We start from the raw sequence: 26292 nt of genomic DNA on the forward strand, positions 1-26292 counted from the left end.
ATTTGACTCGAACTGACGAAAAAAAATAAAATTATGAAACCTAACATTTCAATAACAAAAGTAGAAAAATCTAAAGTAGATGCTTTAGACTTCAATAACATACCATTAGGCACAACATTCACAGATCACATGTTTATTTGTGATTATAACAATGGCACATGGGTAAACCCAAGAATAATCCCAATGGGAATGATTCCTACACATCCAGCAGCAATGGCTTTACATTACGGACAAGCCATTTTCGAAGGCATGAAAGCAACTGTAGATGCAAATGGAAACCCAATGTTGTTTAGAGTAGATAAAAATGCAGCACGATTAAATACAAGTGCAGACCGAATGGGAATGCCTAATTTTCCAGAAGATTTATTCGTAGAAGGTTTAAAACAATTAGTAGATATCGAACGCAGTTGGATTCCTCCAGCAGACGGAAGCGCACTATACTTAAGGCCATTCATGTATGCCGACGAGCCATTTATTGGTATGCGGGCAGCAAATCATTATAAGTTTATAATCATGGCATCTCCAGCAGGACCATTTTTTAGTAACCGTATTAAATTGTGGGCCGAAAAACAGTACATACGTGCAGCAGCAGGAGGAACAGGAGAGGCAAAAGCAGCAGGTAATTACGCGGCAGCTATTCGTCCAACAGAGTTAGCAAAAGCTAAAGGTTACGATCAAGTATTGTGGCTAGACGCAGTAGAACATAAATATATTCAGGAAGTAGGAACCATGAATATTTTCTTTAAAATCGAAGGTAAATTCATCACGCCAAAACGCGATGGTTCTATTTTAGATGGTATTACTAGAATGAGTGTTATCGCTATTTTAAAAGATAAAGGTTACGACGTTATAGAGCGTGCCATCACAATTGATGAGGTGCAAGAGGCTTCAAAAAATAAAACCTTAGAAGAAGCATTCGGAACTGGTACAGCCGTTGGTATTGCTTACATTCAAGACATTGGGGTTGGTGATGATGTTATTCATGTTTCCGACGAAAGTCCGGTTGGTTTAGAAGTAAATAACACCTTAAACGCTATAAAAACAGGAAAGGTTGAAGATAAATTTGGATGGATGATTAAGGCTTAGAGTCATTTGGGCGTTACCACAAGGGTCGCGCTTTCACTACTCGCTCTTTTTGAGAAAAACAAAAAGGAGCTCAAACAGACCGTTCAATCGCTAACGCAGAAATTACCGTGCAATAAGCAATAGTGTCACTTCGAGTGATTTGTGAAGCATTAGCAAGTTGTATCGAGAAGCAATAAAAGTTCTCGATACAAAATTGCAGAAAAAGCAATTTCACTCGAACTGACCTAACGTTTTGTCATTCCTGTGAGGGCAGGAATCCATTTCGAAGTAGGTAGTATAAATATAATATCATTCAGAGCGAAAGCGAGGAATCTCATAGAATCTCTGCGAAAACTCAATGAAACTCTGAGTAATAATTAAACATAAATTAATGTCATTCAAAGCGAAAGAGAAACATCTCAACAAGAGATTACCACGTCCTTCGTCCTCACAATGACAGAACGATTCAAGATGAAAAAAGAAACACTAGAAAAAGGATTTTCAAAACTCTGCACAGCAAAAGCAATGGCAGAATTATACGAAGCTAATTTTAAACAAGTTTCAAAATACGTACATGCAACATCTCGTGGACATGAAGCCATTCAAATCGCTTTAGGACTACAATTATTACCTCAAGATTATGCATTTCCATATTACAGAGACGATGCCATGTTACTATCTTTTGGTTTAGAACCTTACGATTTAATGTTGCAATTGTTAGCTAAAAAAGACGATCCATTTTCTGGAGGAAGAACCTATTATTCACATCCTAGTTTAAAGGATGACGATAAGCCTAAAATTCCACATCAATCTTCCGCAACCGGAATGCAAACCATTCCAGCTACGGGAGTCGCCATGGGCATGCAGTATAAAGAATTACAAGGTTTAGACGATTATAGTTTAGAATCAGATCCTGTCAGTTCGAGCGCAGTCGAGAACGCTCTAAAACCAATTACCGTTTGTAGTTTAGGAGATGCCTCAGTAACCGAAGGAGAAATAGCAGAAGCGTTTCAAATGGCGGCTTTAAAGCAAATGCCAATCTTATATTTAGTACAAGATAATGGTTGGGATATTAGTGCTAATGCAGCAGAAACAAGAGCACAAAATGCTTTTGAATATGCAGCAGGATTTAAAGGTTTAGACGCGATATCAATAGATGGCGCCAACTTTACAGAAAGCTACGAAGCCTTAGAAAAAGTAATAGAAACTATTCGTACAGAACGCAGACCATTTTTAGTACACGCAAAAGTTCCGTTGTTAAATCACCATACTTCAGGTGTAAGAATGGAATGGTATCGAGACGATTTAGATGAAGCACGTTCTCGTGATCCATATCCAGTAATAAAACAACAATTATTAGATGCAGGATTTTCAGTAGAGGAAGTGAAGCAAATTGAAGCTTCTGCCTATGCAGATGTACAATCCGATTTTGAAAAAGCCTTGAAAGCTGAAGACCCAAAACCTGAAGATTTATTTACAAACGATTTTGCACCAACACCAATTACCGAAGAAAAAGGAACACGTTCACCAGAAGGTGTAGAAAAAGTGGTGATGGTAGATTGTGCTTTATTTGCAGTCGAAGAACTGATGAAAAAGCATAAAGAGTGTTTATTATACGGACAAGATGTTGGTGGAAGACTTGGTGGTGTTTTTAGAGAAGCAGCAACATTAGCGCAAAAATTTGGAGACGACAGAGTGTTTAATACACCAATTCAAGAAGCTTTTATTGTAGGTTCAACCGTTGGAATGAGTGCAGTTGGATTAAAACCAATTGTTGAGGTTCAGTTTGCCGATTATATTTGGCCTGGTTTAAATCAGTTATTTACAGAAGTAAGTAGAAGTTGTTATTTATCTAACGGTAAATGGCCAGTGTCAATGATTCTTAGAGTGCCAATTGGAGCTTATGGCAGTGGAGGACCTTACCATTCCTCTTCAGTTGAATCTGTAATTACAAATATTCGTGGTATTAAAATTGCTTACCCAAGTAATGGAGCAGATTTAAAAGGTTTGATGAAAGCGGCTTATTACGATCCTAATCCAGTTGTAATTTTAGAACACAAAGGTTTATATTGGTCTAAAGTGCCAGGAACGAAAGGTGCAACGTCTGTGGAGCCAAGTGAAGATTATGTATTGCCTTTTGGTAAAGCATGGGTTTTACAAGAAATTTGGAAACAAGAAAATTTAGAAACATTAACTATTGTGACTTACGGAATGGGAGTACATTGGGCAATGAATGCATCGGAAGAATTAGGGATACAAGATCAGATAGAAGTAATTGATTTACGTACTTTATATCCTTTAGACGAAGACACCATTATGAAATCGGTTAAGAAAACTGGAAAATGTCTTGTTGTAACAGAAGAGCCTTCAAATAATAGTTTTGCAAGAGCCTTATCAGGTAAAATTCAAGAAGAATGCTTTAAATATTTAGATGCACCAGTAATGACCATAGGCAGTGAAAATATGCCTGCAATACCCTTAAATTCTACTTTAGAGCAAACCATGATTCCTTCAACAGAAAAAGTAAAAGCTAAGATTGAAAAGCTACTAAACTATTAAGTTTATAATAGTATTACACACATAGTTATGTGTGTAATAAAAGGGATTCATAATTGGAAAACAATTATGAATCCCTTTTTTTATGACTTCAATTTGCTTCATTTTTATAGAAATAGATTTTAGTCAAAATATGTTTTTTCAAAAAAAGAGATTTCAAAAATAAATTCAAAAGCGTATGGAAGTCGTAAATAATCTTTTATATTTGAGGTGTAAACTTTAGGAGTAGCTATTAAATTAGTTTGAGAAACATCCTTAGAACCTGATTTGGTTAATACCAACGTAGGAAAAAGTTATGTTCGATAAAACATCGAAATACTACCATTTTGGTTTACAGTAATATTTTATAAATATGATTACTATAAAAGTAAACCAAGAAGATCACCACATTTTAGAAAACATAACACTACAAGAGTTTGTTGAAAATTTAAAAATTCAAACAAACGGCATTGCTATTGCTATAAATAATACTGTGGTAAAGAAAACAGATTGGTCTTCAAGATTACTTCACAATAATGATGATATTTTAATTATAAAATCTACTCAAGGAGGATGATTTTTATTTTAAAAGGAAACCAATTATCAAATGAAGAACAAAGACACAGCTCCAAAGCAAAACGGTATTACAAGACATCCGTTTCCGAATTCTAAGAAAATCTATGTCAACGGAAAAATTCACCCGCAAATTAAAGTTGCTATGCGTGAAATTACATTGAGTGATACGGTAGACTCAATGACAAAAAAGAAAACACCCAACGAGCCCGTAACTATTTATGATACTTCCGGACCTTACACAGATCCAGACAAATCAATAGATGTACATACCGGTATTGAAAGAATTCGAGAACCTTGGATTAAAGAACGTGGTGATGTAGAGGAATTAGAATCATTCTCTTCAGAATATTGTAACGAGCGTTTAAACGATGCTAGTTTAGATCACATGCGTTTTAAGTTATTAAAGAATCCGCTAAGAGCTAAAAAAGGTCAAAATGTAACACAATTACATTACGCTAAAAAAGGACTAATTACGCCAGAAATGGAGTATATCGCTATTCGAGAAAACCAACGAATAGATGAAATGACAGAGATTAGAAAGCAACACAAAGGCGAACACTTTGGTGCTTCTATTCCAGATAAAATTACACCAGAATTTGTAAGATCTGAAGTCGCAAGAGGTCGTGCAATAATTCCTTCAAATATTAATCACCCAGAAGCAGAACCTATGATTTTAGGTCGAAACTTCTTAGTGAAAATAAATGCAAATATTGGAAATTCTGCCGTTACCTCATCCATAGAAGAAGAAGTAGAAAAAGCAGTGTGGGCTTGCCGTTGGGGAGCAGATAATATTATGGATTTATCTACCGGAGAAAATATTCACGAAACACGCGAGTGGATTATTCGTAACTCTCCAGTGCCAGTGGGTACCGTGCCCATTTACCAAGCATTAGAAAAAGTAAATGGTGTTGCCGAAGACTTAACATGGGAGATTTTTCGCGATACATTAATAGAGCAAGCCGAACAAGGAGTCGATTATTTTACCATTCACGCAGGTGTGTTATTACGTTACGTGCCAATGACGGCAAAACGTGTTACTGGTATTGTATCTCGTGGCGGATCAATTATGGCAAAGTGGTGTTTAGCACATCATAAAGAAAGTTTTCTATATACGCATTTCGAAGATATTTGCGAAATCTTAAAACAGTACGATGTAGCCTTTTCTTTAGGAGATGGTCTGCGTCCAGGTTCTGTTGCAGATGCTAATGACGAAGCACAATTTGCAGAATTAGAAACGCTAGGAGAGCTAACGCAAATTGCACGTAAACACGAAGTCCAGTGTTTCATAGAAGGACCAGGACACGTGCCAATGCACATGATTAAAGAAAATATGGAGAAGCAAATAGAACTTTGCGACGAAGCTCCTTTTTACACTTTAGGCCCTTTAACTACAGATATTGCACCAGGTTATGATCATATTACTTCAGGTATTGGAGCCGCAATGATAGGTTGGTACGGTTGTGCCATGTTGTGCTACGTAACGCCAAAAGAGCACTTGGGTTTACCCAATAAAGAAGATGTGCGTGTTGGTGTGATAACTTATAAATTGGCTGCGCATGCTGCAGATTTGGCCAAAGGTCACCCAGGCTCGCAACACAGAGACAATGCGTTGAGTATGGCGCGTTTTGAGTTCCGTTGGGAAGATCAATTTAATTTAGGCTTAGATCCAGAGCGTGCACGCGAATATCATGATGAAACTTTGCCTGCCGCAGGTGCTAAAATCGCTCATTTTTGTTCTATGTGCGGACCAAAATTCTGCTCTATGAAAATTTCTCAAGAAGTACGCGATTTTGCTGCAGTTAACGATATTGTAGATAACGAGGTTATTGCAAAAGGAATGGAGGAGAAATCTAAAGAGTTTAAAGAAAAAGGATCCGAAGTTTATTTGTAAAATTATAAGGAAGTTCCCACGCTTTGAAAAAAAAGCGTGGGCGGGCTTTCCGTTATATCTTTTGCTGGTTCTCGATACAAATTTATTAAGGCACTGCATAAATTTACTCGAACTGACAGCAAAAGAATGCCATTATAATTGTATAACACTCACGAGTTCCTATTTAGTAAAATAGAATAACTGAGTAATCCCTAACTCAAAATCCAAGTAACCGTCATTACGAAGAGATACGACGAAGTAATCTTATCTTTTAATATTAAAAACTAAAAACACTATGATAGTTCTTATCGCACCAGAAAACGATATTCCAAACGAAATAGAAATACTAAACCAATTATTTAGAGAAGGTTTATTGGTGTATCATTTGAGAAAACCGGATAAAAATCACGAAGAACACGTTGCGTATTTAAACAAAATTGATAAAGAATATCACAACAGAATTGTAGTGCATTATTTTCATGAGCTGATAAACGATTTCAATTTAAAAGGTATTCATTTTCAAGAACAAAAAAGAATGGACCATATAGATAATCCTGGTCAATATTTCAAAAACCTAAATATGTTTGGTAAAACCATAAGCTCTTCATTTCATGAGCCAGAAGTATTAAAAGCGTGTTATTTTGAGTTCGATTATCATTTATTAAGTCCTGTTTTTTCTTCAATATCAAAAAAAGGATATAAGGGAAAAGGTTTTGATGTTAAGCATATTGATAAAACAATCATTGGTATGGGTGGTATTAATGCTGAAACGATAGAAGAAACTATAACGTTAGGATTTAAAGGAATAGGTGTTTTAGGTGGTGTTTGGAATACTGAAAATCCGTTAGAGGGTTTTATAAAAATAAAAGAAACATATAATAAACGCACCAATAAATAAGTGTTTTTTGAATAACCTATTGATGTTAAATACAGAAAAATTGAATCAAAAAAACTACATCTTAACAATAGCGGGTTTAGATCCATCGAGTGGCGCCGGAATTACTTCAGATATTAAAACATTTGAAGCTCATGGTTTATACGGTTTAGCCGTGTGTACGGCAGTTACTGTTCAAAACGATATAGATTTTAAAGATTGTATTTGGATTGAAAAAGAAACTATTTTAAATCAGATTGACCTTTTATTTCAACGGTTTGCCATTGCTGTAGTAAAAATAGGAATCATCCAGTCTTGGGACGTTTTATTAGAAGTTATTCAAACATTAAAAAAGCTTAATCCAACTATAAAAATAGTACTAGATCCTATTTTAAAAGCAAGTGCAGGTTTTAATTTTCATAACAAACAAGATTTAAAAATTTTAGAAGAAGTCTTGAGAAGTTGTGATTTTATCACACCAAATTACGAAGAGATTGAAGCCTTATTTCCAGAGAAATCTATAGAAGACACCATCGATTTTATTTCAGAAAGAACAAATATCTACTTAAAAGGAGGTCATAGAACGGATAAAAAAGGATGGGATGAAGTCTATTACAGTAAAATAGTAAAACTAAACATTCCGCCAATTGCAGAAACCGTTTTTCAAAAACATGGAAGCGGTTGTGTTTTATCGTCAGCATTGGCTTCTAATTTAGAAAAAGGAATGAACATAGAAGATGCCTGTAAAAATGTAAAATGGTATACCGAACAGTTTTTAAATTCAAACAACACCTTGCTAGGAACACATAAATATACAGAAAATGCTAAGTAAACTACATTATATCTCTCAAGGTAAAACACCGCAAGATCATTTAGAAAACATACAAAAAGCATGTGAAAATGGAGCAGAATTAGTACAGTTGCGTTTAAAAGAAATGGCACTAGATATCATTTTAGAAACTGCAAAAAAAGCTAGAAAAATCACCACTCAATTTAAAGTAAAGCTCATAATAAATGATCATTATAAAATAGCTAAAGCCGTAAAAGCAGACGGTGTTCATTTAGGAAAAATAGATACATGTCCATTAATAGCTAGAGTTTATTTGGGAAAACAATTTGTAATTGGTGGTACTGCAAACACTTTAGAAGATTGCAAAGGTTTAATAGAAAAGCAAGTGGATTATATTGGTTTAGGACCTTTTCAGTTTACAGAAACTAAAAAGAATTTAAGTCCAATTTTAGGTATCGAAAGCTATAAGCAGTTAATAGATAAATTAAAAGAAGCCAAGCCTATAATTGCTATTGGTGGTATTGGTATGGAAGACGTTCCGGCAATTATAGCAACAGGTGTTTATGGCATAGCGGTCTCAGGGACAATAACTAAAGATTTTACAAGTATTTCAAAATTTAAAGAGATTTTATACTAAAAAATAAGCATGTCTCCTCGAGCGCAGTCAAGAGATTAACTTGTAAATAAAGTTTAATTAGGTTTCGACTGCGCTCAACCTGACACGAATTCAAATAGTATGCGAATTCAAAAAGACAAAGAAATGAATAAAATATTAAAAATAGCAGATAAAGAATTTACCTCTAGATTATTCACCGGAACAGGAAAGTTTAGCTCTTCAGAATTAATGAAAGATGCTTTATTGGCTTCCAAAAGTGAACTCATAACGGTTGCTTTAAAAAGAGTAGATGTTCAAAATAATGAAGATGATATTTTAACGCATTTACAACATGCTCATATTAATTTATTACCAAACACATCTGGGGTTAGAACCGCTAAAGAAGCCATTTTCGCAGCAGAATTATCAAGAGAGGCTTTAGGGACTAACTGGATTAAATTAGAAATTCATCCAGATCCTAGGTATTTATTACCAGATCCTATAGAAACTTTAAAAGCGGCTGAAGCATTAGTGAAGTTGGGATTTGTAGTGATGCCTTACATTCATGCGGATCCTGTATTGTGTAAGCGATTAGAAGATGTAGGAACACAATGTGTTATGCCATTGGGAGCACCGATAGGAAGTAACAAAGGATTAAAAACGCAAGATTTTTTAGAGATTATTATTGAGCAATCTAATGTACCTGTCATTGTAGACGCAGGTATTGGCGCGCCATCGCATGCGGCTTATGCAATGGAATTAGGTGCCGATGCTGTGTTAATAAATACAGCAATTGCAGTATCTAAAAATCCGGTAGCGATGGCAAAAGCATTTAAAATGGCAGTGGAAGCTGGTAGAATGGCGTTTGAAGCCAAACTAGCTCCTATTAAAAATAAAGCGGAAGCTAGTAGTCCGTTAACAAGTTTTTTAAACTAAAGTATGGCAAATTTCATAGAACTTTTCGATACTTATAATTGGGATAATACACTAGAGAGTATCTTTAGTAAAACGACCGTTGAGGTAGAAAATGCCTTAGCAAAAGAAAAGCTAGATTTAGAAGATTTTAAAGCCTTAATTTCTCCTGCTGCAAAACCATTTTTAGAACGAATAGCACAGAAAAGTAGCATGCTCACTAAAAAACGTTTTGGCAATACCATACAAATGTATGCGCCAATGTACTTAAGTAACGAGTGCCAGAACATCTGTACGTATTGCGGTTTTAGCATGACTAACAAAATACCAAGACGCACATTAACCGATGCTGAAATTTTAAAAGAAGTGGCTTTTTTAAAAGCAAAAGGTTACGACCATATTTTGTTAGTGACAGGTGAAGCCAATAAAACGGTAGGCGTCAATTATATTAAAAACGCGATTAAAATAATACGTTCTCAATTTTCGAATATTACTATCGAAGTTCAGCCTTTAGATCAAGAGGAATATGAGTTGTTAATTGAAAACGGATTGTACGCTGTATTGGTATATCAAGAAACGTATCATAGAGAAGAGTATAAGAAACACCATCCAAAAGGAAAGAAATCTAATTTTAATTACCGTTTAGATACACCAGATAGATTAGGGAAAGCAGGTGTTCATAAAATTGGATTAGGTGCTCTGTTTGGTTTAGAAGATTGGCGTGCAGATAGTTTTTTTACAGCATTACATTTAAAATATTTACAGAAAACGTATTGGAAGACAAAGTACTCTATTTCATTTCCAAGATTAAGGCCGCATTCTGGAGGTTTAGAGCCAAAAGTAGAAATGACCGATAGTGATTTGGTGCAATTAATTTGTGCTTTTCGTTTGTTAGATGAAGATATAGAATTGTCTATGTCTACAAGGGAAAATGAAATATTTAGAAATAATATTGTTCAATTAGGTGCTACTTCAATTAGTGCAGAATCTAAAACAAATCCGGGTGGTTATACTGTAGAGCCACAATCTTTAGAACAGTTTGAAATTTCTGATGAAAGGAGTACAGAAGAAATCGTAAAAATGTTAAAAGGTCAAGGGTTAGAAGTGGTTTGGAAAGATTGGGAACATTTTGAAGAAATACAAAAGTAATGAGTCTTACCGCAGAAGAACGAAAGCAATACAGTCGTCATCTTATTTTAGATGAAATAGGAGAAGCAGGACAATTAAAACTGAAGCAAGCAAAGGTTTTAGTCATTGGTGCTGGTGGTTTATGTTGTCCTGTTTTACAATATTTAACAGCTGCAGGTATTGGAACTATTGGTATAATAGACCATGACATAGTCGATCAAAGTAATTTACAACGTCAGATTTTATATACTATTAATGATGTTGGTTTTTCTAAAGCAGAAACAGCTGCTAAGCGGTTATCTCAATTGAATCCGTTTGTGCTTTTTAATACTTATAACGAAAAACTAACTCGTGAAAATGCAATGGGGTTATTCTCTAATTATGATATAATAATAGACGGAAGTGATAATTTTTCAACGCGATATTTAACAAACGATGCAGCAGTAATTACGAACAAACCTTTAGTTTACGGCGCTATTTTTAAATTCGAAGGTCAAGTTAGTGTCTTTAATTATTTAGGAAGTGCAACTTATAGATGTTTGTATCCAACACCTCCAAAACCTGAAGCGTCTCCCAGTTGTTCAGAAATAGGTGTCCTGGGTGTTTTGCCTGGCATTATTGGGAGTTTACAGGCAAATGAAGCCATTAAGCTTATTTGTGGTGTTGGAGAACTGTTGACGAATAAGCTATTATTATTTGATGCTTTAAGTTTGAATCAACAGATATTGGGTTTTGAAAAAGATGAAACGTCAACAATTAATGCTTTAGAAAAAGATTATAATTTTTTCTGCGGCATTGTTTCAACTAAAGAGATCACATTAGATGAATTGAATAGAAACAAAGGACGTTATAATTTGTTAGATGTTAGAGAAGCATCAGAAAGAGAAGCGTATCATATTGGTGGACAACATATTCCTCTAGGACAGTTATCAAAACGATTTAAAGAAATAGATATTACATTACCTGTCGTTGTTTATTGCAAATCTGGAAAAAGAAGTAATAGCGCTATTACTTATTTAAAGAAACGATTAGAGAAGTCCGTTTTTTATAATTTAAAAGAAGGATTATAGTGGCGTATTTAAAGTGTAGTTTTCAATAACATTAGCTCTAAAACAAACACTTTCTAGTCTTATAAAAAGAAAAGATGATAATTGGTTGTTAAATTAAGGCTGCCGATTCTTTTTAATATAAAAGCTTAAATTATTAAGCATAAAAAAGCCTATCTAAAAGATAGGCTTCTATTCTTAAAAAGATTGTAAGATATATAATTATATAACTTTTACATTAACTGCGTTTAATCCTTTTTTTCCTTCTGCTAAATCGAATTCTACATTATCACCTTCTCTAATCTCATCGACTAAACCAGAAATATGTACAAAATGCTCTTTATTGTTTCCTTCTTCTGTTATGAATCCAAAACCTTTAGAGTCATTAAAAAATTTTACTGTACCAGTACTCATATTAAAATATATTAAATTAAGGTGCAAATATAAGGTAATTAATTGAAATTCAATTAATTTAATCTAGTTATTTTTAATTATTGTAATAAGCGCTTTAATCTCTGTTTATAGCCAATTAAATTTAAACATTATATTCAGATAATGGTCTTGTAAATTTTTCAGGATCAGCAGCTAAATGATATCTAGGGTCGTTAATGGCTTCAACAATAACATCTTTAAATTTAGGGTTCGCTTTGTAAAGTAATATTTTACAATCTTCACTTAAATGTTTTAATTTGATAGTTTTTCCTTCCGCTTGATATTTTTCGACAATAATAAAAATAGCTTCAATCGCTGAATGATCAGAAACTCGTGCTTCAACAAAATCGATTTCTACATGGTCAGGGTCATTTTTAATATCAAATTTTTCATTAAAAGCAGTAATACTTCCAAAGAATAAAGGACCCCAAATTTCATAGGTTTTTGTCCCATCAGCTTGAATACGCTTACGGGCTCTAATTTTCTTAGCGTTTTCCCAAGCAAAAGATAAGGCTGAAATAATTACACCAACAAATACAGCTATAGCTAAATCGAAAATAACCGTAACTACAGATACAATGACAAGAACGACAGCGTCAGACATTGGTATTTTTTTCATGATTCTTAAACTAGACCAAGCAAAAGTTTCAATAACCATCATAAACATTACACCAACTAGAGCAGCGATTGGTACTTGTTCAATATATTTATCTGCAAATAAGATAAAAGTTAGAAGCGTAATAGCCATCATAACACCAGATAAACGACCTCTACCACCGGCATTAACGTTAATAACGGTTTGTCCAATCATTCCACAACCACCAGTTCCTCCAAAGATACCGCTGACCATGTTTCCTGCTCCTTGAGCAACACATTCTCTGTTTCCGTCACCTCTAGTGTCTGTTAGTTCGTCTACAAGATTCATTGTCATTAAGGTTTCAATTAATCCTACAGACGCCGCTAAAAAAGCATAAGGTGCAATGAATTTTAAAGTGTCTAAGTTAAATGGCAAATGACTCCAAAGTTCACCAAGATTTAGTTTGCTAGAGAGTTCGTCAAATCCATTTAGTCCAGCGCCACCACCATCTCTAATAAAATCTCCTACATTAATAGATTGTAAACCACCAAAGATAGAAATCAATGTCACGATTAAAATAGCTGTTAATGCTGCTGGCATTTTTTTAGTTAATTTAGGTAAGCCCCAAATAATAAGCATGGTTAATAAGACCAAACCTATCATTATGTAAAGTTTTTTGCCTTCCATAATTGATTTCACAACACCGCTATCTTTAACAGAGTAGAAACCGTTATCCTGAACATTAAAAACAACCTTTTTCGTTTTTACATCGAAAACTTGATTGTTAGACATAATAAAAACTTCTTCACCCGTATTAATATTGGTTATTGATTCTCCTTTTATCGAAAATAATTTAGTGTCAGAAATTAAATCTTTCACAGAATTATCACTTACATTATAAATCAGTTCTTTAGATTCTGTTTTACGCATGTTTTGTCCAAAAACATCTTTTGTGTTTTCCTTAAACATTCCTAATTGTGCCATAAAAATAACAATGGCTAAACCATTTACAAACCCTAACATTACGGGATGTGGAATGAGGCGTACAAATTTTCCAAGCTTAAAAACACCTGCTAATACTTGTATAATTCCCATTAAAACAACTGCAGCTAATAAATAAAAATAGCCCATGTTTTCTACAGGTGAATCGAATAAAAGTCCTTTTGCATGCCCTTCTTGAATCATGTGAACAAAAATGACCGCCACGGCTCCCGCAGCTCCAGATATTAAACCAGGTCTTCCGCCAAAAAGTGCAGAAATGATACCTATTATAAAGGCACCAAAAAGTGCAACTATTGGACTAATTTGAGCAACAAAGGCAAAGGCAACAACCTCAGGGATCATGGCTAAAGAAACGGTGATACCTGCAAGGATATCATTCTTAGGGTTTTGTGTGAAGTTTTTAATGGTGTTTTGACCGAACATAATATTTCTTATTATTAAAAGGCGGCAAAGGTAGACTTTTTGAATTTAATCTATAAATCGTAAACTGCCCAAACAAAAAAAGCATTGGTGAGGACCAATGCTTTTGTATATAATATAAGTGTTTTTTATTTTTCTTCTGGAGGAAACTGCATCAACATTTCTGCTACAAATTCTTTAATGCGCTCTTCTTTCTTTTCCATATTTCTTGTTTCAAGATTTCCTGTTCCAGAACCCTGCCAGATTAATTCTTTTTTATTGGTATCAATAAGGTCTATAAATAATACACCTTCTGTTGTTGTAGATACTTGGTTGTTATTCCAACCAGATCTCCAACCCCAGCCGCCGTAACCGCCCCATCCCCAAGCGCCATTTCCCCAGGCGTTATTGTAAATGTCTACACGTTGATTCGATTTTGTAAAGATGCTAACAAGCATATCAGGGTTTTCAGATTTTGTATAACCCTTAGCCATCAATTCGGCTTCAATAGCTCTTAAAATTCTACGCTTATCAATATCATTGATTTCAGCTTTATCAATTCCGGGTTTAAAAAATGCAAAAGTTTTGTAATTGTCAAAATTAGCTTCTCTGTCGTAATCTGCAGCAACTTGTACAGAACTACAAGAGGATAACGCTATAAGTAAAAGAAACATAGGTGTGAGTTTGAGTAATTTTTTCATAACATTTTGTTTTTAATTATACTTCATTTAATAAATCATCATTCACGAAATTGGGTAAAGTCACTTTTAAGTTGGGTTCTACTTCCATTGCACGTTTTATAGCAAAAACAGCACCTTCGTTTCTCGCCCAACTTCGTCTTGAAATCCCGTTATTAACATCCCAAAATAACATTTGTTTTAATCGTTTTGATGCTTCTATACTGCCATCAAGAACCATGCCGAAGCCTCCGTTAACAACCTCTCCCCAGCCAACTCCACCGCCATTGTGAATACTAACCCAAGTTGCTCCTCTAAAGCTATCTCCAATCACATTTTGTATGGCCATGTCTGCTGTAAACCGAGAACCATCATAAATATTACTGGTTTCTCTATATGGGGAGTCGGTCCCTGAAACATCATGATGATCTCGTCCTAAAATAACAGTTTCAATATCACCATTTTTAATAGCTTGGTTAAATGCTTCGGCTATTTTCATTCGACCTTCTGCATCTGCATATAAAATTCTGGCTTGCGAGCCCACGACAAGTTTGTTTTCTTGTGCGCCTTTAATCCATTGAATATTATCAGCCATTTGTTGCTGAATTTCAATAGGTGAATTCTTTTTAATATCTTCTAAAACAGCACATGCAATAGCATCTGTTTTAGCTAAGTCTTCAGGTTTTCCAGAAGCACAAACCCATCTAAAAGGGCCAAACCCATAATCAAAACACATGGGGCCCATTATGTCTTGTACATAACTTGAGTATTTAAAATCAATACCATTGCTAGCCATAATATCTGCACCAGCACGAGAAGCTTCTAATAAAAAGGCATTTCCGTAATCAAAGAAATAAGTGCCTTTTGCGGTGTGCTTGTTTATAGCATTTGTGTGGCGACGTAATGTTTCTTGAACTTTTTCTTTGAAGAGTTCTGGCTTATTTGCCATCATTTCATTAGCATCTTCAAAAGAAATATCTACAGGGTAATAGCCTCCAGCCCATGGATTATGAAGCGAAGTTTGATCACTTCCTATGTTGATATGAATATTAGCGTCATCAAACTTTTCCCAAACGTCTACTATATTTCCTAAATAGGCAATAGATATGGTTTCTTTTTCTGCTTTGGCTTTTTCTACACGACTAACGAGCTGATCTAAATCTGTTATTTTTTCGTCAATCCAACCTTGATCAAGTCTAACTTGTGTAATTTTCGGATTCACTTCAGCACAAACCGTAATACAACCTGCTATGTTCCCAGCTTTTGGTTGCGCGCCAGACATACCACCTAAACCAGAAGTGACAAAGAGATTTCCTTTTGGTTCTTTTTTTATTTTTCTAAAAGCATTTAATACCGTAATTGTTGTTCCATGTACAATACCTTGTGGGCCTATGTACATATAACTTCCTGCTGTCATTTGTCCATATTGTGTGACTCCTAAAGCGTTGAATTTTTCCCAATCATCAGGTTTTGAATAATTAGGAATCATCATCCCATTAGTTACAACAACTCTTGGAGCTTCTTTATGTGAAGGGAACAATCCCATAGGATGGCCAGAGTACATTACTAAAGTTTGTTCGTCATTCATTTCGGCTAAATAAGCCATTGTTAATCTGTATTGCGCCCAATTAGAAAATACACCACCGTTGCCACCATACGTAATTAATTCGTGTGGATGTTGCGCTACAGCATGGTCTAAATTATTCTGAATCATAAGCATAATAGCTGCTGCTTGTGTTGAATTTGATGGGTATTCAGAAATTGGCCTAGCATAGATTTTATAATCTGGTCTTAAACGATACATATAGATTCTTCCATACGTATTTAATTCGTTTTTAAACTCAGGTAATAACGTTTTATGATCCTTTTCATCAAAGTAGCGTAAGGCATTTCTTAGTGCTAATTTTTCTTCTTCAGCCGACAGAATAGCTTTACGTTTTGGTGCATGATTTATAGAGGCATCATAAGGTTTTGGCTCTGGTAATATATTTGGAATGCCTTCTAATATTTGGTCTTTAAAAGATAATTTTCTGCTTTGCATTACTTCTTTTTTAATGTATTTTTATTGAAGCCATAAGGGCAATGTCTACAACCACTTTCACAGCAATAACCACGTTTTAAATGGTATTGTTCAGTAAAACAACGGTAGCCTTCTGGTGTAAGATAGTAGTCTCCTTCTTCAATCGGAACGTATTTCTTCATATTTAAACAAAGATAACTTAATTTCGAGAAAATAAATCTGAGGCTTTAGTGAGGTTTTTTAATACTGTATTATTCTCTTTGTAAATGAGAATGGTTTAATTTTTGAAGTGAATAAATTGTGATCTTAATTTCAAAATATATAGTGCCAAGAGGTTATATAGGTATTACCATATTTCCCTTTGTAATTTTAAAAACAAAAAAATTAAAACAAGATTTGGTGCTTATAAATCATGAAAGAATACATTTACGACAGCAAATAGAGTTACTAATCCTTCCGTTTTTTATTATTTATGTATTTGAATTTTTAATACGATTGATTCAATATAGAAAATGGAATTTAGCATATAGAAATATTTCATTTGAACGTGAAGCTTATGGTAATGAAAAAGATTTGAACTATTTGAAATCTAGGTCTTTTTTGAAATTTAAATCTTACTTTTAAGGCAGAATAATTTTAGTTTTAATCTTTAGGTAAGTCTTGCTTAATAAGCGCTTTTTTATCTTAAAAATATAAAGAATTTGTTTCACTATCCTATTCAAAATCAGAAAATAAGCCTAAAAAAATCTTCGATTGAGCTTACAATTAAACGCGAAGATTTAATTCATCCTTTTATTTCAGGAAATAAGTTTCGTAAACTAAAGTATAATTTAAAACGAGCTAAGGTTATTGGTGCAAAATCAATATTAACCTTTGGTGGAGCTTTTTCAAATCATATTGCAGCGGTTGCTTATGCCGGAAAAGAATATGGAATTCCAACGATAGGTATTATCCGAGGTGAAGAATTAGCTTATAAAAGTGAATTAAATTCCACTCTAAAATTCGCTAAAACCTGTGGTATGCAATTAAATTTTGTAACTAGGGAAGCTTATAGAGAAAAGATGAATGAAACTTTTTTAGATGAATTAAAAGAAGAGTTTAAAGCTTGTTATATATTACCTGAAGGCGGTACAAATGATCTAGCAGTAAAAGGATGTGAAGAAATTTTAGTGCCCGAAGATTCTCATTTTAATTATATCTGTAGCGCTGTTGGAACAGGAGGTACAATTTCAGGTTTAATTAATGCTTCTCAAAAGGATCAGGAAGTATTGGGTTTTCCGGCGTTAAAAGGTGATTTTTTACAAGAAGATATTCGTAAATTTGCAAATCAAGAAAATTGGAAACTGATAACTGATTATCACTTTGGTGGTTATGGTAAAATAAAGCCCGAATTGATTTCGTTTATCAATAGATTTAAGACCGATTATAACATTCCATTAGATCCTATTTACACTGGTAAAATGCTCTATGGAATATTTGATTTAATTGGGAAGGGATTTTTTCCAGAGGGTTCTAATATATTAGCCATTCATACCGGAGGCTTACAAGGAATTGCAGGTGTAAATGAAATGTTGAAGCGTAAAAAACGTCCTTTAATTGTAGAATAAAATATGAAGTTGAGATATTTAATAGTGTTAATTGCTGTATTGGCAATGAGTTGTGGACCTAAAAAAGGTATTGTAACAAAGAAGGAAGAAAGCAGAACGAATAAAACTGTTGCTGTTAAGGAAAGAGAAGAAAGTAACAAAACAGTTGAAAAACCTACAGTTGTAACAGAGACCAAAGCACCAAGTAGTGTTGATGTTTATATTGATTTATATGCTGAGATTGCTAAATCTAAAATGCGTTCGCATAAAATACCAGCAAGTATAACACTTGCACAAGGGATTTTAGAATCTGGATCGGGTAGTGGACGTTTGGCTGTAAAGGCAAATAATCACTTCGGAATTAAATGCCATGGATGGACAGGTGATAAAATTTATCACGACGATGATCGCTCTCAAGAATGTTTTAGAAAATATCCAAAAGCAGAAATGTCTTATGAAGATCATTCAGAATTTTTAACAGGAAGAAGTCGTTATGCTGATTTATTTAAATTAGATGAAGATGACTATAAAGGTTGGGCTAAAGGATTAAGAGCAGCAGGTTATGCAACCGACAGAAAATATCCTGAAAAATTGATTAGTCTTATTGAGCGTTATAAGTTATATGAGTATGACGAAGAAGTGCTTAAGCCTTCTGTTAAGACCTCTAAAAGGAAATCTACTACGATTATTGAAGGTGTAAAGAAAAATAACACTAAAAATCATGTGGTATCAAAAGGAGATACATTGTATTCTCTTTCTCGATTATATAAAACATCTGTTGAAGCTATAAAAGCTGAGAACAATTTAAAATCAAATGACCTTACAATTGGTCAAAAACTTATTATTCCCAATTAATTTATGTTATATCAAAGAAGTAGTGTTTTATTTAAAGCTGCCCAAGAAGTTATTCCTGGAGGTGTAAATTCTCCAGTAAGAGCATTTAGTGCTGTTGGTGGTACTCCTATTTTTGCGAAATCTGCAAAAGGAGCTTACGTTTATGATGAAGATGGAAATCGTTTTATAGATTATATTAATTCTTGGGGGCCAATGTTACTTGGCCATGCATTTCCACCAGTAGTTGATGCTGTTATAGAAAAAACGAAGCAAGGAACATCTTTTGGAATGCCTACAGCTATTGAAACTGAGATTGCAGAATTAGCAGTGTCAATGGTTCCTAATATTGATAAAATTCGTTTTGTAAATTCGGGTACAGAAGCTTGTATGAGTGCTATTAGATTAGCGCGTGGATTCACTAATAAAGATAAAATTATAAAATTTTCAGGTTGCTATCATGGACATAGCGATTCATTTCTAATTGCAGCAGGAAGTGGTGCAGTTACATTTGGAACTCCTAATAGTCCTGGTGTTACGGAAGGAACAGCAAAGGATACGCTTTTAGCCAAATATAATGATATTGAAAATGTTAAGTCATTAGTAGAAGCTAATAAAGGTGAAATTGCTTCAATTATAGTAGAGCCTGTTGCTGGTAATATGGGATGTATTCCTCCGGTTGATGGTTTTTTAGAAGGCTTAAGAGCTGTTTGTGATGCTAATAATATCTTATTGATATTTGATGAGGTGATGACAGGATTTAGACTTGCAAAAGGTGGTGTACAAGAATTAAAAAATGTTGATGCTGATATAGTTTGTTTCGGTAAAGTTGTTGGAGGTGGATTGCCTGTAGGTGCTTTTGCTGCTAGGAATGAAATTATGAATCATCTAGCACCTCTAGGACCTGTTTATCAAGCAGGAACTTTAAGTGGTAATCCTTTAGCTATGGCTGCAGGTTTAGCAATGCTTAAAGCAATTGAAGAGGATGCAGATTTAATGACTAGGTTAGAGGAGAAGACAAAATATTTGCATGAAGGTATTGCTGATGCGCTTAATAAGAATAACGTAATTCATACGATTAATAGAATTGGCTCAATGATATCTGTTCATTTTTCAGAAGAACCTGTTGTTGATTTTGATTCGGCTGCTAAAGGAAATAATGAAACTTTTAAAAAGTTTTTTCATGGTATGCTAAATAAAGGTATTTATATTGCTCCAAGTGCATTTGAAACTTGGTTTATAACAGATGCTTTAAGTTATGAAGATTTAAATGAGACTATTGAAGCAGTAGAAGAAATTGCAAAGTATCTTTAAATTAGTAAAAGTTATATCATAAAAAAAGTCTCGCCAATGGCGAGACTTTTTTTATGATATAAAACTAGTTTAATTAGTTATTATGATAATTCTTAAAACGTTTAAATTGTTCTTCGGTTAAAACACTTTTCATATTATTATCCAATTCTTCGTTTACCGTTGCCATTTTTTTAGGCTCTTTTCCTTGAGTTAAATCTGGATTTTCAATTAAGTAAGTGTGATAAGTGTATTCTCTTATCACTTCATAAACATCATCCATTTGAACTTTTTCAAATCCAACAATCTTTCTTAAAGCTTTAGTTTCTTTTGCTGCTTTGGCATTTACAATAGTATTTGTTTTTTTCTTTACTTCTAGATTACTGTTTTGCGCTACGGCAGATTGAGTTCCTAAAAATAGAGCAAATACAAATAAGCAAAGGGTAATTATCTTTTTCATTATGGATTAATTATTTATGATTAGAAGACTAAAGTAACAATTTTATTCAATAAAAAGAAAAAGTATCGACTATGCGATACTTTTTCTTTTAAAAATAATTATTTTTTAATCTTATTTTCTGCTGTATTTTCCTTTTTGTTGACCTTTTTTTCTTTTTTGTTCTGGTTTCATTTTCTCAAATTCAGCATATTGTTCAGCTGTTAAGATCGTCTTCATTTCACGTTTCATTTCAATCATTTGATCTAATCTGTGATTTTGTCTTTCAACCATTTCTTCTTTAGTTGGTTTCTGCTTTTCTTCACTTTTGTCAGCTTTCTTTTCTTCTCTTAATTTTTGATTTTCTTCTGCTTGTTTTAAAATGACTTTTTGAACTTTTGCTTGTTGAGCATCTGTTAAATCTAATTTTAAAGTTAATCTTTTCGCTTTTAATTCTGCCATGCCTTTAGGAGATATGTCTTCTCTTAATTCAGAGCGGTTTTCCTTATCCATGTTTTTACGATCCTTTTTTTGTGCATACCCGGTTAAGGTTACTAATACTAAGGCAATGATTGCTAATTTTTTCATGTTCTTTAGTTTTTATGTTATACTAGTTTAGATGTAAGAATTCTAAAAAAGTTTAATTCTAAAATAGGATTTAACACCTTTTTTAACATTTGTAAAAAATAAAATAGCGAAGGTTTAGATGTTTATTTGCTTTTATTATGCTGATAAAAATTAGGCAATAAAAAAGGCTTCAAGTTTAACTTGAAGCCTTTTTTAATGAATTAAAAGTAGATTATTTTGGATCTAAAATAAGATTAATACGTTCTATTGCATCTGCAATATGTATTCTACTTATAGAATCTCTACCACGGGTAGAACGTAATTGACTACGTAAAGAAGTTAATTCTGCTCTCACAACCGCTCTGATATCAGATTGGCTAGTGTTAACAGGTGTTACTTTAACGTAAGCACTAGATCTTCTTCCTGATCTTTGGTTTTCTGCAGTCATTAAATAAGCTAATCTATCGATATATGCACGTTGTAAATTACGTCTATAAGTATCGATTTGTTTTCCTGTACTTAATTCGCTCCATACACCTTTGCGTAAATCGCTCATCATATCTGTTAAAGCATAAGCATTACTATCAAAAGTGTTTGCTTCAATAAGACGTTGCATTTTACCTAAACTTAAGATATTATCAAGTGTTCTTGCTTGTAAACCTCTAACACGTTCAACAGAACCTGTAAATTCAATACGATCAAAAATATTTTTATCAATTAACCATTCAGGAGTTTCAAATAAGTTCTCTTGAATAAAAGCCATTGCTTTTTTCTGATGATCTTTTGGTACAGCAGTGTAAACAGCTCCTTCTTGGTCTGCTGCTTTATAATATTCATAAACTCCACCGATGTTATTAGAAACATGTCCCATGTAACGATTAAACTGAGAAATTACATGTCCATACATTTCTTCTAGATCATCATAACCTTCACCAGCTTCTGTAGTCCATTCAATTAAGTTTGGTACAATACGCTTTAAGTTTTTAATACCATATTCACTTGCTAACATGGCATCATCACCTAAGTCTTCAGTTTGAGAACTAGGATCTACAACATCACCAGCTTGTTGGTGTCCAAAACGATACATTGGATCTCCAGCATGCTCCATAATCCATCCGTTAAGAATAGCTTTTTCTTCTTCTGCTGTTTTGTCTAAGATAGGTCTGTAACCCCAAGAGATTGCGTATTTATCGTAAGTTCCGATGTCTGGCATTAAAGCAACACCTTCATCACCTGGTTGAGCGATATAGTTGAAACGTGCATAATCCATAATAGATGGTGCAGTTCCGTATACTTTAGTGAATTCTGGATCACGTAATTTTTCAACAGGGTAAGCTACACTAGACCCCATGTTATGTGGTAATCCTAAAGTGTGACCAACTTCGTGAGAAGATACAAAACGAATTAAACGTCCCATAACTTCATCTTTAAATTGTGGGCTTTGTGCTTCTGGATTTATTGCTGCAGTTTGTACAAAGAACCAACCACGTAATAAAGACATTACATTGTGGTACCAGTTAATATCACTTTCTAAAATCTCTCCTGTTCTTGGATCACTAACGTGAGGTCCGTTTGCATTTGGTATTGGTGAAGCTAAATAACGTACTACAGAGTAACGTGCATCTTCAGGGCTCCATTCTGGATCTTCTTCTACAGATGGTGGGTCTTTTGCTATAATAGCTTCTTTAAATCCTGCAGCTTCAAAAGCAACTTGCCAATCTTCAATTCCTTGTTTGATATATTTTTTCCATTGTTCAGGAGTTGCTCTGTCAATGTAATAAACGATTTGTTTTTTAGGAACTACTAATTCTCCCCTTTTAAACTTTTCAATATCTTCATCTTTAACTTCTAATCTCCAACGATCTAAGAATTCTAAAGATTTACTTTTTTGATCTTTTAAACCATAATCTGTTTGGCTACTAGTAAACCAACCTACACGTTCATCAAAATAACGACGTTTCATTGGTACTGTTGGTAACAAAATCATAGAATTATTGATTTCTAAAGAAATAGCACCTGTGTTAGAATTTGAAGGAGGTGCTCCTGCTGCATATGTTTTTACCGTACGAGATTCAATATTTGTAGGATAAGATTTTATAGATTCAATATATGAAAGTTGTCCATCTAAGCGCGATATTTTATATTGTTGTCTTGCACGTTGTGGATATCCTAAAGGTTTTACATCTTTTTCAAATAAATCAGTAACATCAATTACGGTACTTAATGAGTCTTTACTGAATGCTTTAATAGGAAAAGTAGCAATTACAGGTTCGAAATTAGAATTTTCAACCGCTTCATGTACAGGTAAAGAATCTGCAGCAACGACTTGGTAAGAAACCATGCGTAGCAATACTTTTTTGTCTTTCTTTTCCCATCGTAATACTTGTTCGCTTAATTTTCCGCCACCAAAACCAAGTCCAGAAGCTGTTTTAGCGATACGTGTAACCATTAGCATTTCTCTGTTAAAAAGAGAATCTGGTATTTCGTAAAAGAATTTATCATCTACGGTGTGAACTGTAAATAAACCTTTGTCAGTTTTAGCGTCTTTTGTAATGACTTTACTATAAGGTTTTGGATCGTTTTTTCCAGGTTTTTTTCCTGAAGATTGTGCTGTTGTAGCGGCATCTTTCTTAGATTTACCAGCTTTTTTAGCTGTGGAACATGAGAATGCCAAAAAAGCAGAAACTACTAAGAGTAGTTTGAGTGTTAAGTGTTTCAAGATAGTCAGTTTTTATTAAATTTTGATGAAAATACATATTCTATTAAGCTTTTGTTAATATTAGAATAGAATTTAGTATTTTTTTAACGAGTAATACTTCTTGTATTTCTTTATTCTTAATTTAATTGAAGTCTTTAAAATATTTCAGGGAATTTTTGTTTTTTTAGTATTTTCGAAAAAATATTTTAAACTAAAGTGTGATATTAAATGTAATGATTACGCTAGTCATTGCTTTAGTTTGTATTACTAAAACAAAAAAAGGAACTACCTTTCGATAATTCCTTTTTTTTAATATATGTTATTGTCTTTTTAAACTAACTCTACAAACAAACCTTCGTCTGTTTTTTCAACTTTAGTTAAGCCATGTTTAGCTAATCCTTTTAGGCCTTTATCCCAACCTTTATTACTTAATCCCGATTGTGATTTAAGTACATTTAAGTCCATTCGCTTTTCGGATTTTAATACTTCTAAAATCGCTTTTTCATTATCACTTAGGTCTACTTTTTTCTTCTCAGGTCTCATTTGAGGGAAGAATAAGACTTCTTGTATACTTTGATTATTTGTTAAGAACATAATTAAACGATCCATACCAATTCCCATTCCTGATGTAGGAGGCATTCCGTATTCTAGTGCACGTAAAAAATCGTGATCTATAAATTCAGTGGCTTCATCATCTCCTTTTTGAGCTAATTTTAATTGATGCTCAAAACGTTCGCGTTGGTCTATTGGATCATTCAGCTCAGAATAAGCATTGGCAACTTCTTTACCGCAAACCATTAGCTCAAAGCGTTCAGTTAATTCTGGGTTATCTCTGTGCTCTTTACATAAAGGGCTCATTTCTTTTGGGTAATCTGTGATGAATGTTGGTTGAATGTAGTTTCCTTCACATTTTTCACCAAAAATTTCATCAATTAATTTTCCTTTACCCATGGTCTCATCAACTTCAATATGCATGCCTTTTGCAGCTGCTCTTATTTCGTCTTCAGACTTGTTATAAATATCAAAACCTGTAAATTCTAAAATAGAATCGCGCATTGTAATACGCTTATAAGGTGCTTTAAAGTTAATTTTGTGTTCTCCAAAAGTAGCTTCAGAAGTTCCATTTACGGCTGTTGCACAATGTTCTAAAAGTTTTTCACAGAAGTCCATCATCCAATTGTAATCTTTATAAGAGACATAGATTTCCATGGCTGTAAACTCAGGGTTGTGAGTTCTGTCCATTCCTTCGTTTCTAAAGTTTTTAGAAAACTCATAAACACCATCAAAACCACCAACAATTAAACGTTTTAGGTATAATTCGTTAGCAATTCTCATGTATAATGGAATGTCTAAACTGTTATGGTGTGTCATAAACGGACGTGCCGCAGCACCTCCAGGAATAGGTTGTAAAACAGGGGTCTCTACTTCAAAATAACCAGATTCATTAAAGAACGAACGCATTGCATTAAACAATTTTGTACGCTTTATAAATACTTCTTTAACATGTGGGTTTACTACTAAATCTGCATAACGTTGTCTGTAACGCATTTCTGGATCTGTAAAAGCATCATATGTTTTTCCGTCTTTTTGTTTAGGTATTGGTAATGGTTTTAAAGACTTACTCAATAATTTAAAATCTTTAACCATTACAGTCTTTTCTCCAACTTGAGTTGTAAAAAGTGTTCCTTCTATACCTACAAAATCACCTAAATCTAGTAGTTTTTTAAAGACATCATTATATAATGTTTTGTCTTCTCCTTCGCAGATTTCGTCTCTATTAAAATAAACTTGAATACGACCTTCGCTATCTTGCAATTGCGCAAAAGAAGCTTTTCCTTGAATGTTAATTGCCATTAGACGGCCTGCTACTATAACCTGTTTACCTTCTTCGAAATCAGATTTTATCTGTTTGGAAGTATGATTAACCGGAAATAAATCCGCTGGATAAGGGTTGATCCCTAAAGCTCTTAGCTTTTCTAACTTTTGGCGTCTTACCAATTCTTGTTCTGAAAGTTGCATTCTTATTGATTTTAAAGGCTTATCTACTTTTTTGATAAGCGAATGCAAAATTACACTTTTTAGAAAAATTAATGAGCACCTTTTAGTTAGATTTTATGGAAACCTTGTTTTAAATCTAACAAATTCAGAAAAAGTGTAACAATTCAATAAAGCACACGTCTTATAAAGACATTAAATCATTAAACAATATTATGGGTTTCTGGCGTGTTATATTAGCTATCATTTGTCCACCTTTAGCTGTCCTTGATAAAGGATGTGGTTCTATATTAATTACTTTTCTGTTGACGCTCTGTGGCTGGGTTCCTGGTGTTATTGCAGCATTGATTATTCTTAATAATCCTGAGCGATAAAAGTCTTACCTTTGTCG

At 33.7% G+C, this 26292-nt stretch carries 23 protein-coding genes and 1 riboswitch; of the genes, 14 read left to right on the forward strand and 9 right to left on the reverse strand.

The features are described 5' to 3' along the window. Positions 1 to 33: 33 nt before the first annotated feature. From H0I32_RS11060 to moeB, 10 genes are all read left to right on the forward strand, one after another. Complete coding sequence (locus H0I32_RS11060; protein WP_173586554.1) at positions 34 to 1086, forward strand: branched-chain amino acid aminotransferase; 1053 nt, start codon at positions 34 to 36, stop codon at positions 1084 to 1086. Between the two features lie 450 nt (positions 1087 to 1536). Beyond that, positions 1537 to 3624 carry a thiamine pyrophosphate-dependent enzyme gene (locus tag H0I32_RS11065; RefSeq protein WP_179313335.1) on the forward strand — a complete coding sequence of 696 codons (2088 nt, stop codon included), beginning with the start codon at positions 1537 to 1539 and terminating at the stop codon, positions 3622 to 3624. 208 nt (positions 3625 to 3832) lie between these two features. Continuing rightward, positions 3833 to 3927, forward strand: a riboswitch (TPP riboswitch). A 46-nt stretch (positions 3928 to 3973) separates the two neighbouring features. Beyond that, a complete protein-coding gene (thiS, locus tag H0I32_RS11070; protein WP_179313334.1) occupies positions 3974 to 4177 on the forward strand; it encodes a sulfur carrier protein ThiS in 204 nt (67 codons plus the stop codon). Between the two features lie 30 nt (positions 4178 to 4207). Continuing rightward, positions 4208 to 6067 (forward strand): phosphomethylpyrimidine synthase ThiC, encoded by a 1860-nt coding sequence (thiC, locus tag H0I32_RS11075; protein ID WP_179313333.1) that lies wholly within the window; start codon positions 4208 to 4210, stop codon positions 6065 to 6067. 274 nt (positions 6068 to 6341) lie between these two features. Beyond that, the gene (locus H0I32_RS11080) at positions 6342 to 6944 is read left to right on the forward strand and encodes a thiamine phosphate synthase (protein WP_179313332.1); all 603 of its coding nucleotides are present in this window, start codon (positions 6342 to 6344) and stop codon (positions 6942 to 6944) included. Between the two features lie 22 nt (positions 6945 to 6966). Next, complete coding sequence (locus H0I32_RS11085; RefSeq protein WP_179313331.1) at positions 6967 to 7752, forward strand: hydroxymethylpyrimidine/phosphomethylpyrimidine kinase; 786 nt, start codon at positions 6967 to 6969, stop codon at positions 7750 to 7752. Continuing rightward, positions 7742 to 8347, forward strand: a complete 606-nt coding sequence (thiE, locus tag H0I32_RS11090) for a thiamine phosphate synthase (protein ID WP_179313330.1) — start codon at positions 7742 to 7744, stop codon at positions 8345 to 8347. The genes H0I32_RS11085 and thiE overlap by 11 nt, the downstream gene beginning before the upstream one ends. A gap of 123 nt (positions 8348 to 8470) precedes the next feature. Further along, positions 8471 to 9241: a thiazole synthase gene (locus H0I32_RS11095; RefSeq protein WP_218841341.1), complete on the forward strand. Its 771-nt coding sequence runs from the start codon at positions 8471 to 8473 to the stop codon at positions 9239 to 9241. 3 nt (positions 9242 to 9244) lie between these two features. Further along, positions 9245 to 10366 (forward strand): 2-iminoacetate synthase ThiH, encoded by a 1122-nt coding sequence (gene thiH, locus H0I32_RS11100; protein ID WP_179313329.1) that lies wholly within the window; start codon positions 9245 to 9247, stop codon positions 10364 to 10366. Continuing rightward, entirely contained in the window at positions 10366 to 11415 is a 1050-nt protein-coding gene (gene moeB, locus H0I32_RS11105; RefSeq protein WP_179313328.1) for a molybdopterin-synthase adenylyltransferase MoeB, read from the forward strand. The genes thiH and moeB overlap by 1 nt, the downstream gene beginning before the upstream one ends. Positions 11416 to 11613: 198 nt before the next feature. Here moeB and H0I32_RS11110 read toward each other — a convergent pair whose 3' ends face one another. The 5 genes from H0I32_RS11110 to H0I32_RS11130 all read right to left on the reverse strand — a co-directional run bounded on the left by H0I32_RS11110 (position 11614) and on the right by H0I32_RS11130 (position 16680). After that, positions 11614 to 11805, reverse strand: a complete 192-nt coding sequence (locus H0I32_RS11110) for a cold-shock protein (RefSeq protein ID WP_020895249.1) — start codon at positions 11803 to 11805, stop codon at positions 11614 to 11616. 121 nt (positions 11806 to 11926) lie between these two features. Then, a complete protein-coding gene (locus H0I32_RS11115; protein ID WP_173586563.1) occupies positions 11927 to 13825 on the reverse strand; it encodes a SulP family inorganic anion transporter in 1899 nt (632 codons plus the stop codon). A 125-nt stretch (positions 13826 to 13950) separates the two neighbouring features. Then, positions 13951 to 14502, reverse strand: coding sequence for a DUF4136 domain-containing protein (locus tag H0I32_RS11120; protein WP_179313327.1), 552 nt, complete (start codon positions 14500 to 14502; stop codon positions 13951 to 13953). Positions 14503 to 14518: 16 nt separating this feature from the next. After that, on the reverse strand, positions 14519 to 16519 hold the full coding sequence (locus H0I32_RS11125) for a urocanate hydratase (RefSeq protein WP_173586565.1): 2001 nt from the start codon (positions 16517 to 16519) through the stop codon (positions 14519 to 14521). Next, entirely contained in the window at positions 16519 to 16680 is a 162-nt protein-coding gene (locus H0I32_RS11130) for a DUF5522 domain-containing protein (protein ID WP_173586566.1), read from the reverse strand. The genes H0I32_RS11125 and H0I32_RS11130 overlap by 1 nt, the downstream gene beginning before the upstream one ends. Before the next feature lie 519 nt (positions 16681 to 17199). Between H0I32_RS11130 and H0I32_RS11135 the strand changes: the two genes are divergently transcribed. From H0I32_RS11135 to hemL, 3 genes are read left to right on the forward strand one after another with little or no spacing between them, the layout of a single operon-like run. Continuing rightward, on the forward strand, positions 17200 to 18105 hold the full coding sequence (locus tag H0I32_RS11135) for a 1-aminocyclopropane-1-carboxylate deaminase/D-cysteine desulfhydrase (RefSeq protein WP_179313326.1): 906 nt from the start codon (positions 17200 to 17202) through the stop codon (positions 18103 to 18105). Positions 18106 to 18108: 3 nt separating this feature from the next. After that, complete coding sequence (locus H0I32_RS11140; protein WP_179313325.1) at positions 18109 to 18939, forward strand: glucosaminidase domain-containing protein; 831 nt, start codon at positions 18109 to 18111, stop codon at positions 18937 to 18939. Positions 18940 to 18942: 3 nt separating this feature from the next. Continuing rightward, positions 18943 to 20229, forward strand: coding sequence for a glutamate-1-semialdehyde 2,1-aminomutase (gene hemL / locus H0I32_RS11145; RefSeq protein WP_179313324.1), 1287 nt, complete (start codon positions 18943 to 18945; stop codon positions 20227 to 20229). A 73-nt stretch (positions 20230 to 20302) separates the two neighbouring features. Here hemL and H0I32_RS11150 read toward each other — a convergent pair whose 3' ends face one another. The 4 genes from H0I32_RS11150 to lysS all read right to left on the reverse strand — a co-directional run bounded on the left by H0I32_RS11150 (position 20303) and on the right by lysS (position 25925). Beyond that, entirely contained in the window at positions 20303 to 20665 is a 363-nt protein-coding gene (locus tag H0I32_RS11150; protein ID WP_173586570.1) for a hypothetical protein, read from the reverse strand. A 111-nt stretch (positions 20666 to 20776) separates the two neighbouring features. Further along, a complete protein-coding gene (locus H0I32_RS11155) occupies positions 20777 to 21229 on the reverse strand; it encodes a Spy/CpxP family protein refolding chaperone (protein ID WP_179313323.1) in 453 nt (150 codons plus the stop codon). A gap of 211 nt (positions 21230 to 21440) precedes the next feature. Continuing rightward, positions 21441 to 23930: a zinc-dependent metalloprotease gene (locus H0I32_RS11160; protein WP_179313611.1), complete on the reverse strand. Its 2490-nt coding sequence runs from the start codon at positions 23928 to 23930 to the stop codon at positions 21441 to 21443. Positions 23931 to 24236: 306 nt separating this feature from the next. Next, positions 24237 to 25925 (reverse strand): lysine--tRNA ligase, encoded by a 1689-nt coding sequence (gene lysS, locus H0I32_RS11165; protein WP_179313322.1) that lies wholly within the window; start codon positions 25923 to 25925, stop codon positions 24237 to 24239. 191 nt (positions 25926 to 26116) lie between these two features. Between lysS and H0I32_RS11170 the strand changes: the two genes are divergently transcribed. Beyond that, positions 26117 to 26275 carry a YqaE/Pmp3 family membrane protein gene (locus tag H0I32_RS11170; RefSeq protein WP_173586573.1) on the forward strand — a complete coding sequence of 53 codons (159 nt, stop codon included), beginning with the start codon at positions 26117 to 26119 and terminating at the stop codon, positions 26273 to 26275. The last annotated feature ends 17 nt before the right edge of the window (positions 26276 to 26292 follow it).

The sequence above is a fragment of the Winogradskyella sp. HaHa_3_26 genome (genome assembly GCF_019278425.1).
GTDB lineage: Bacteria > Bacteroidota > Bacteroidia > Flavobacteriales > Flavobacteriaceae > Winogradskyella > Winogradskyella undariae.

Bases quoted from the DNA above. Each gene is read 5' to 3' on its own strand.
- H0I32_RS11060 (WP_173586554.1), top strand. From the start codon at position 34: ATGAAACCTAACATTTCAATAACAAAAGTAGAAAAATCTAAAGTAGAT.
- H0I32_RS11065 (WP_179313335.1), top strand. From the start codon at position 1,537: ATGAAAAAAGAAACACTAGAAAAAGGATTTTCAAAACTCTGCACAGCA.
- thiS (WP_179313334.1), top strand. From the start codon at position 3,974: ATGATTACTATAAAAGTAAACCAAGAAGATCACCACATTTTAGAAAAC.
- thiC (WP_179313333.1), top strand. From the start codon at position 4,208: ATGAAGAACAAAGACACAGCTCCAAAGCAAAACGGTATTACAAGACAT.
- H0I32_RS11080 (WP_179313332.1), top strand. From the start codon at position 6,342: ATGATAGTTCTTATCGCACCAGAAAACGATATTCCAAACGAAATAGAA.
- H0I32_RS11085 (WP_179313331.1), top strand. From the start codon at position 6,967: ATGTTAAATACAGAAAAATTGAATCAAAAAAACTACATCTTAACAATA.
- thiE (WP_179313330.1), top strand. From the start codon at position 7,742: ATGCTAAGTAAACTACATTATATCTCTCAAGGTAAAACACCGCAAGAT.
- H0I32_RS11095 (WP_218841341.1), top strand. From the start codon at position 8,471: ATGAATAAAATATTAAAAATAGCAGATAAAGAATTTACCTCTAGATTA.
- thiH (WP_179313329.1), top strand. From the start codon at position 9,245: ATGGCAAATTTCATAGAACTTTTCGATACTTATAATTGGGATAATACA.
- moeB (WP_179313328.1), top strand. From the start codon at position 10,366: ATGAGTCTTACCGCAGAAGAACGAAAGCAATACAGTCGTCATCTTATT.
- H0I32_RS11110 (WP_020895249.1), bottom strand. From the start codon at position 11,805: ATGAGTACTGGTACAGTAAAATTTTTTAATGACTCTAAAGGTTTTGGA.
- H0I32_RS11115 (WP_173586563.1), bottom strand. From the start codon at position 13,825: ATGTTCGGTCAAAACACCATTAAAAACTTCACACAAAACCCTAAGAAT.
- H0I32_RS11120 (WP_179313327.1), bottom strand. From the start codon at position 14,502: ATGAAAAAATTACTCAAACTCACACCTATGTTTCTTTTACTTATAGCG.
- H0I32_RS11125 (WP_173586565.1), bottom strand. From the start codon at position 16,519: ATGCAAAGCAGAAAATTATCTTTTAAAGACCAAATATTAGAAGGCATT.
- H0I32_RS11130 (WP_173586566.1), bottom strand. From the start codon at position 16,680: ATGAAGAAATACGTTCCGATTGAAGAAGGAGACTACTATCTTACACCA.
- H0I32_RS11140 (WP_179313325.1), top strand. From the start codon at position 18,109: ATGAAGTTGAGATATTTAATAGTGTTAATTGCTGTATTGGCAATGAGT.
- hemL (WP_179313324.1), top strand. From the start codon at position 18,943: ATGTTATATCAAAGAAGTAGTGTTTTATTTAAAGCTGCCCAAGAAGTT.
- H0I32_RS11150 (WP_173586570.1), bottom strand. From the start codon at position 20,665: ATGAAAAAGATAATTACCCTTTGCTTATTTGTATTTGCTCTATTTTTA.
- H0I32_RS11155 (WP_179313323.1), bottom strand. From the start codon at position 21,229: ATGAAAAAATTAGCAATCATTGCCTTAGTATTAGTAACCTTAACCGGG.
- lysS (WP_179313322.1), bottom strand. From the start codon at position 25,925: ATGCAACTTTCAGAACAAGAATTGGTAAGACGCCAAAAGTTAGAAAAG.
- H0I32_RS11170 (WP_173586573.1), top strand. From the start codon at position 26,117: ATGGGTTTCTGGCGTGTTATATTAGCTATCATTTGTCCACCTTTAGCT.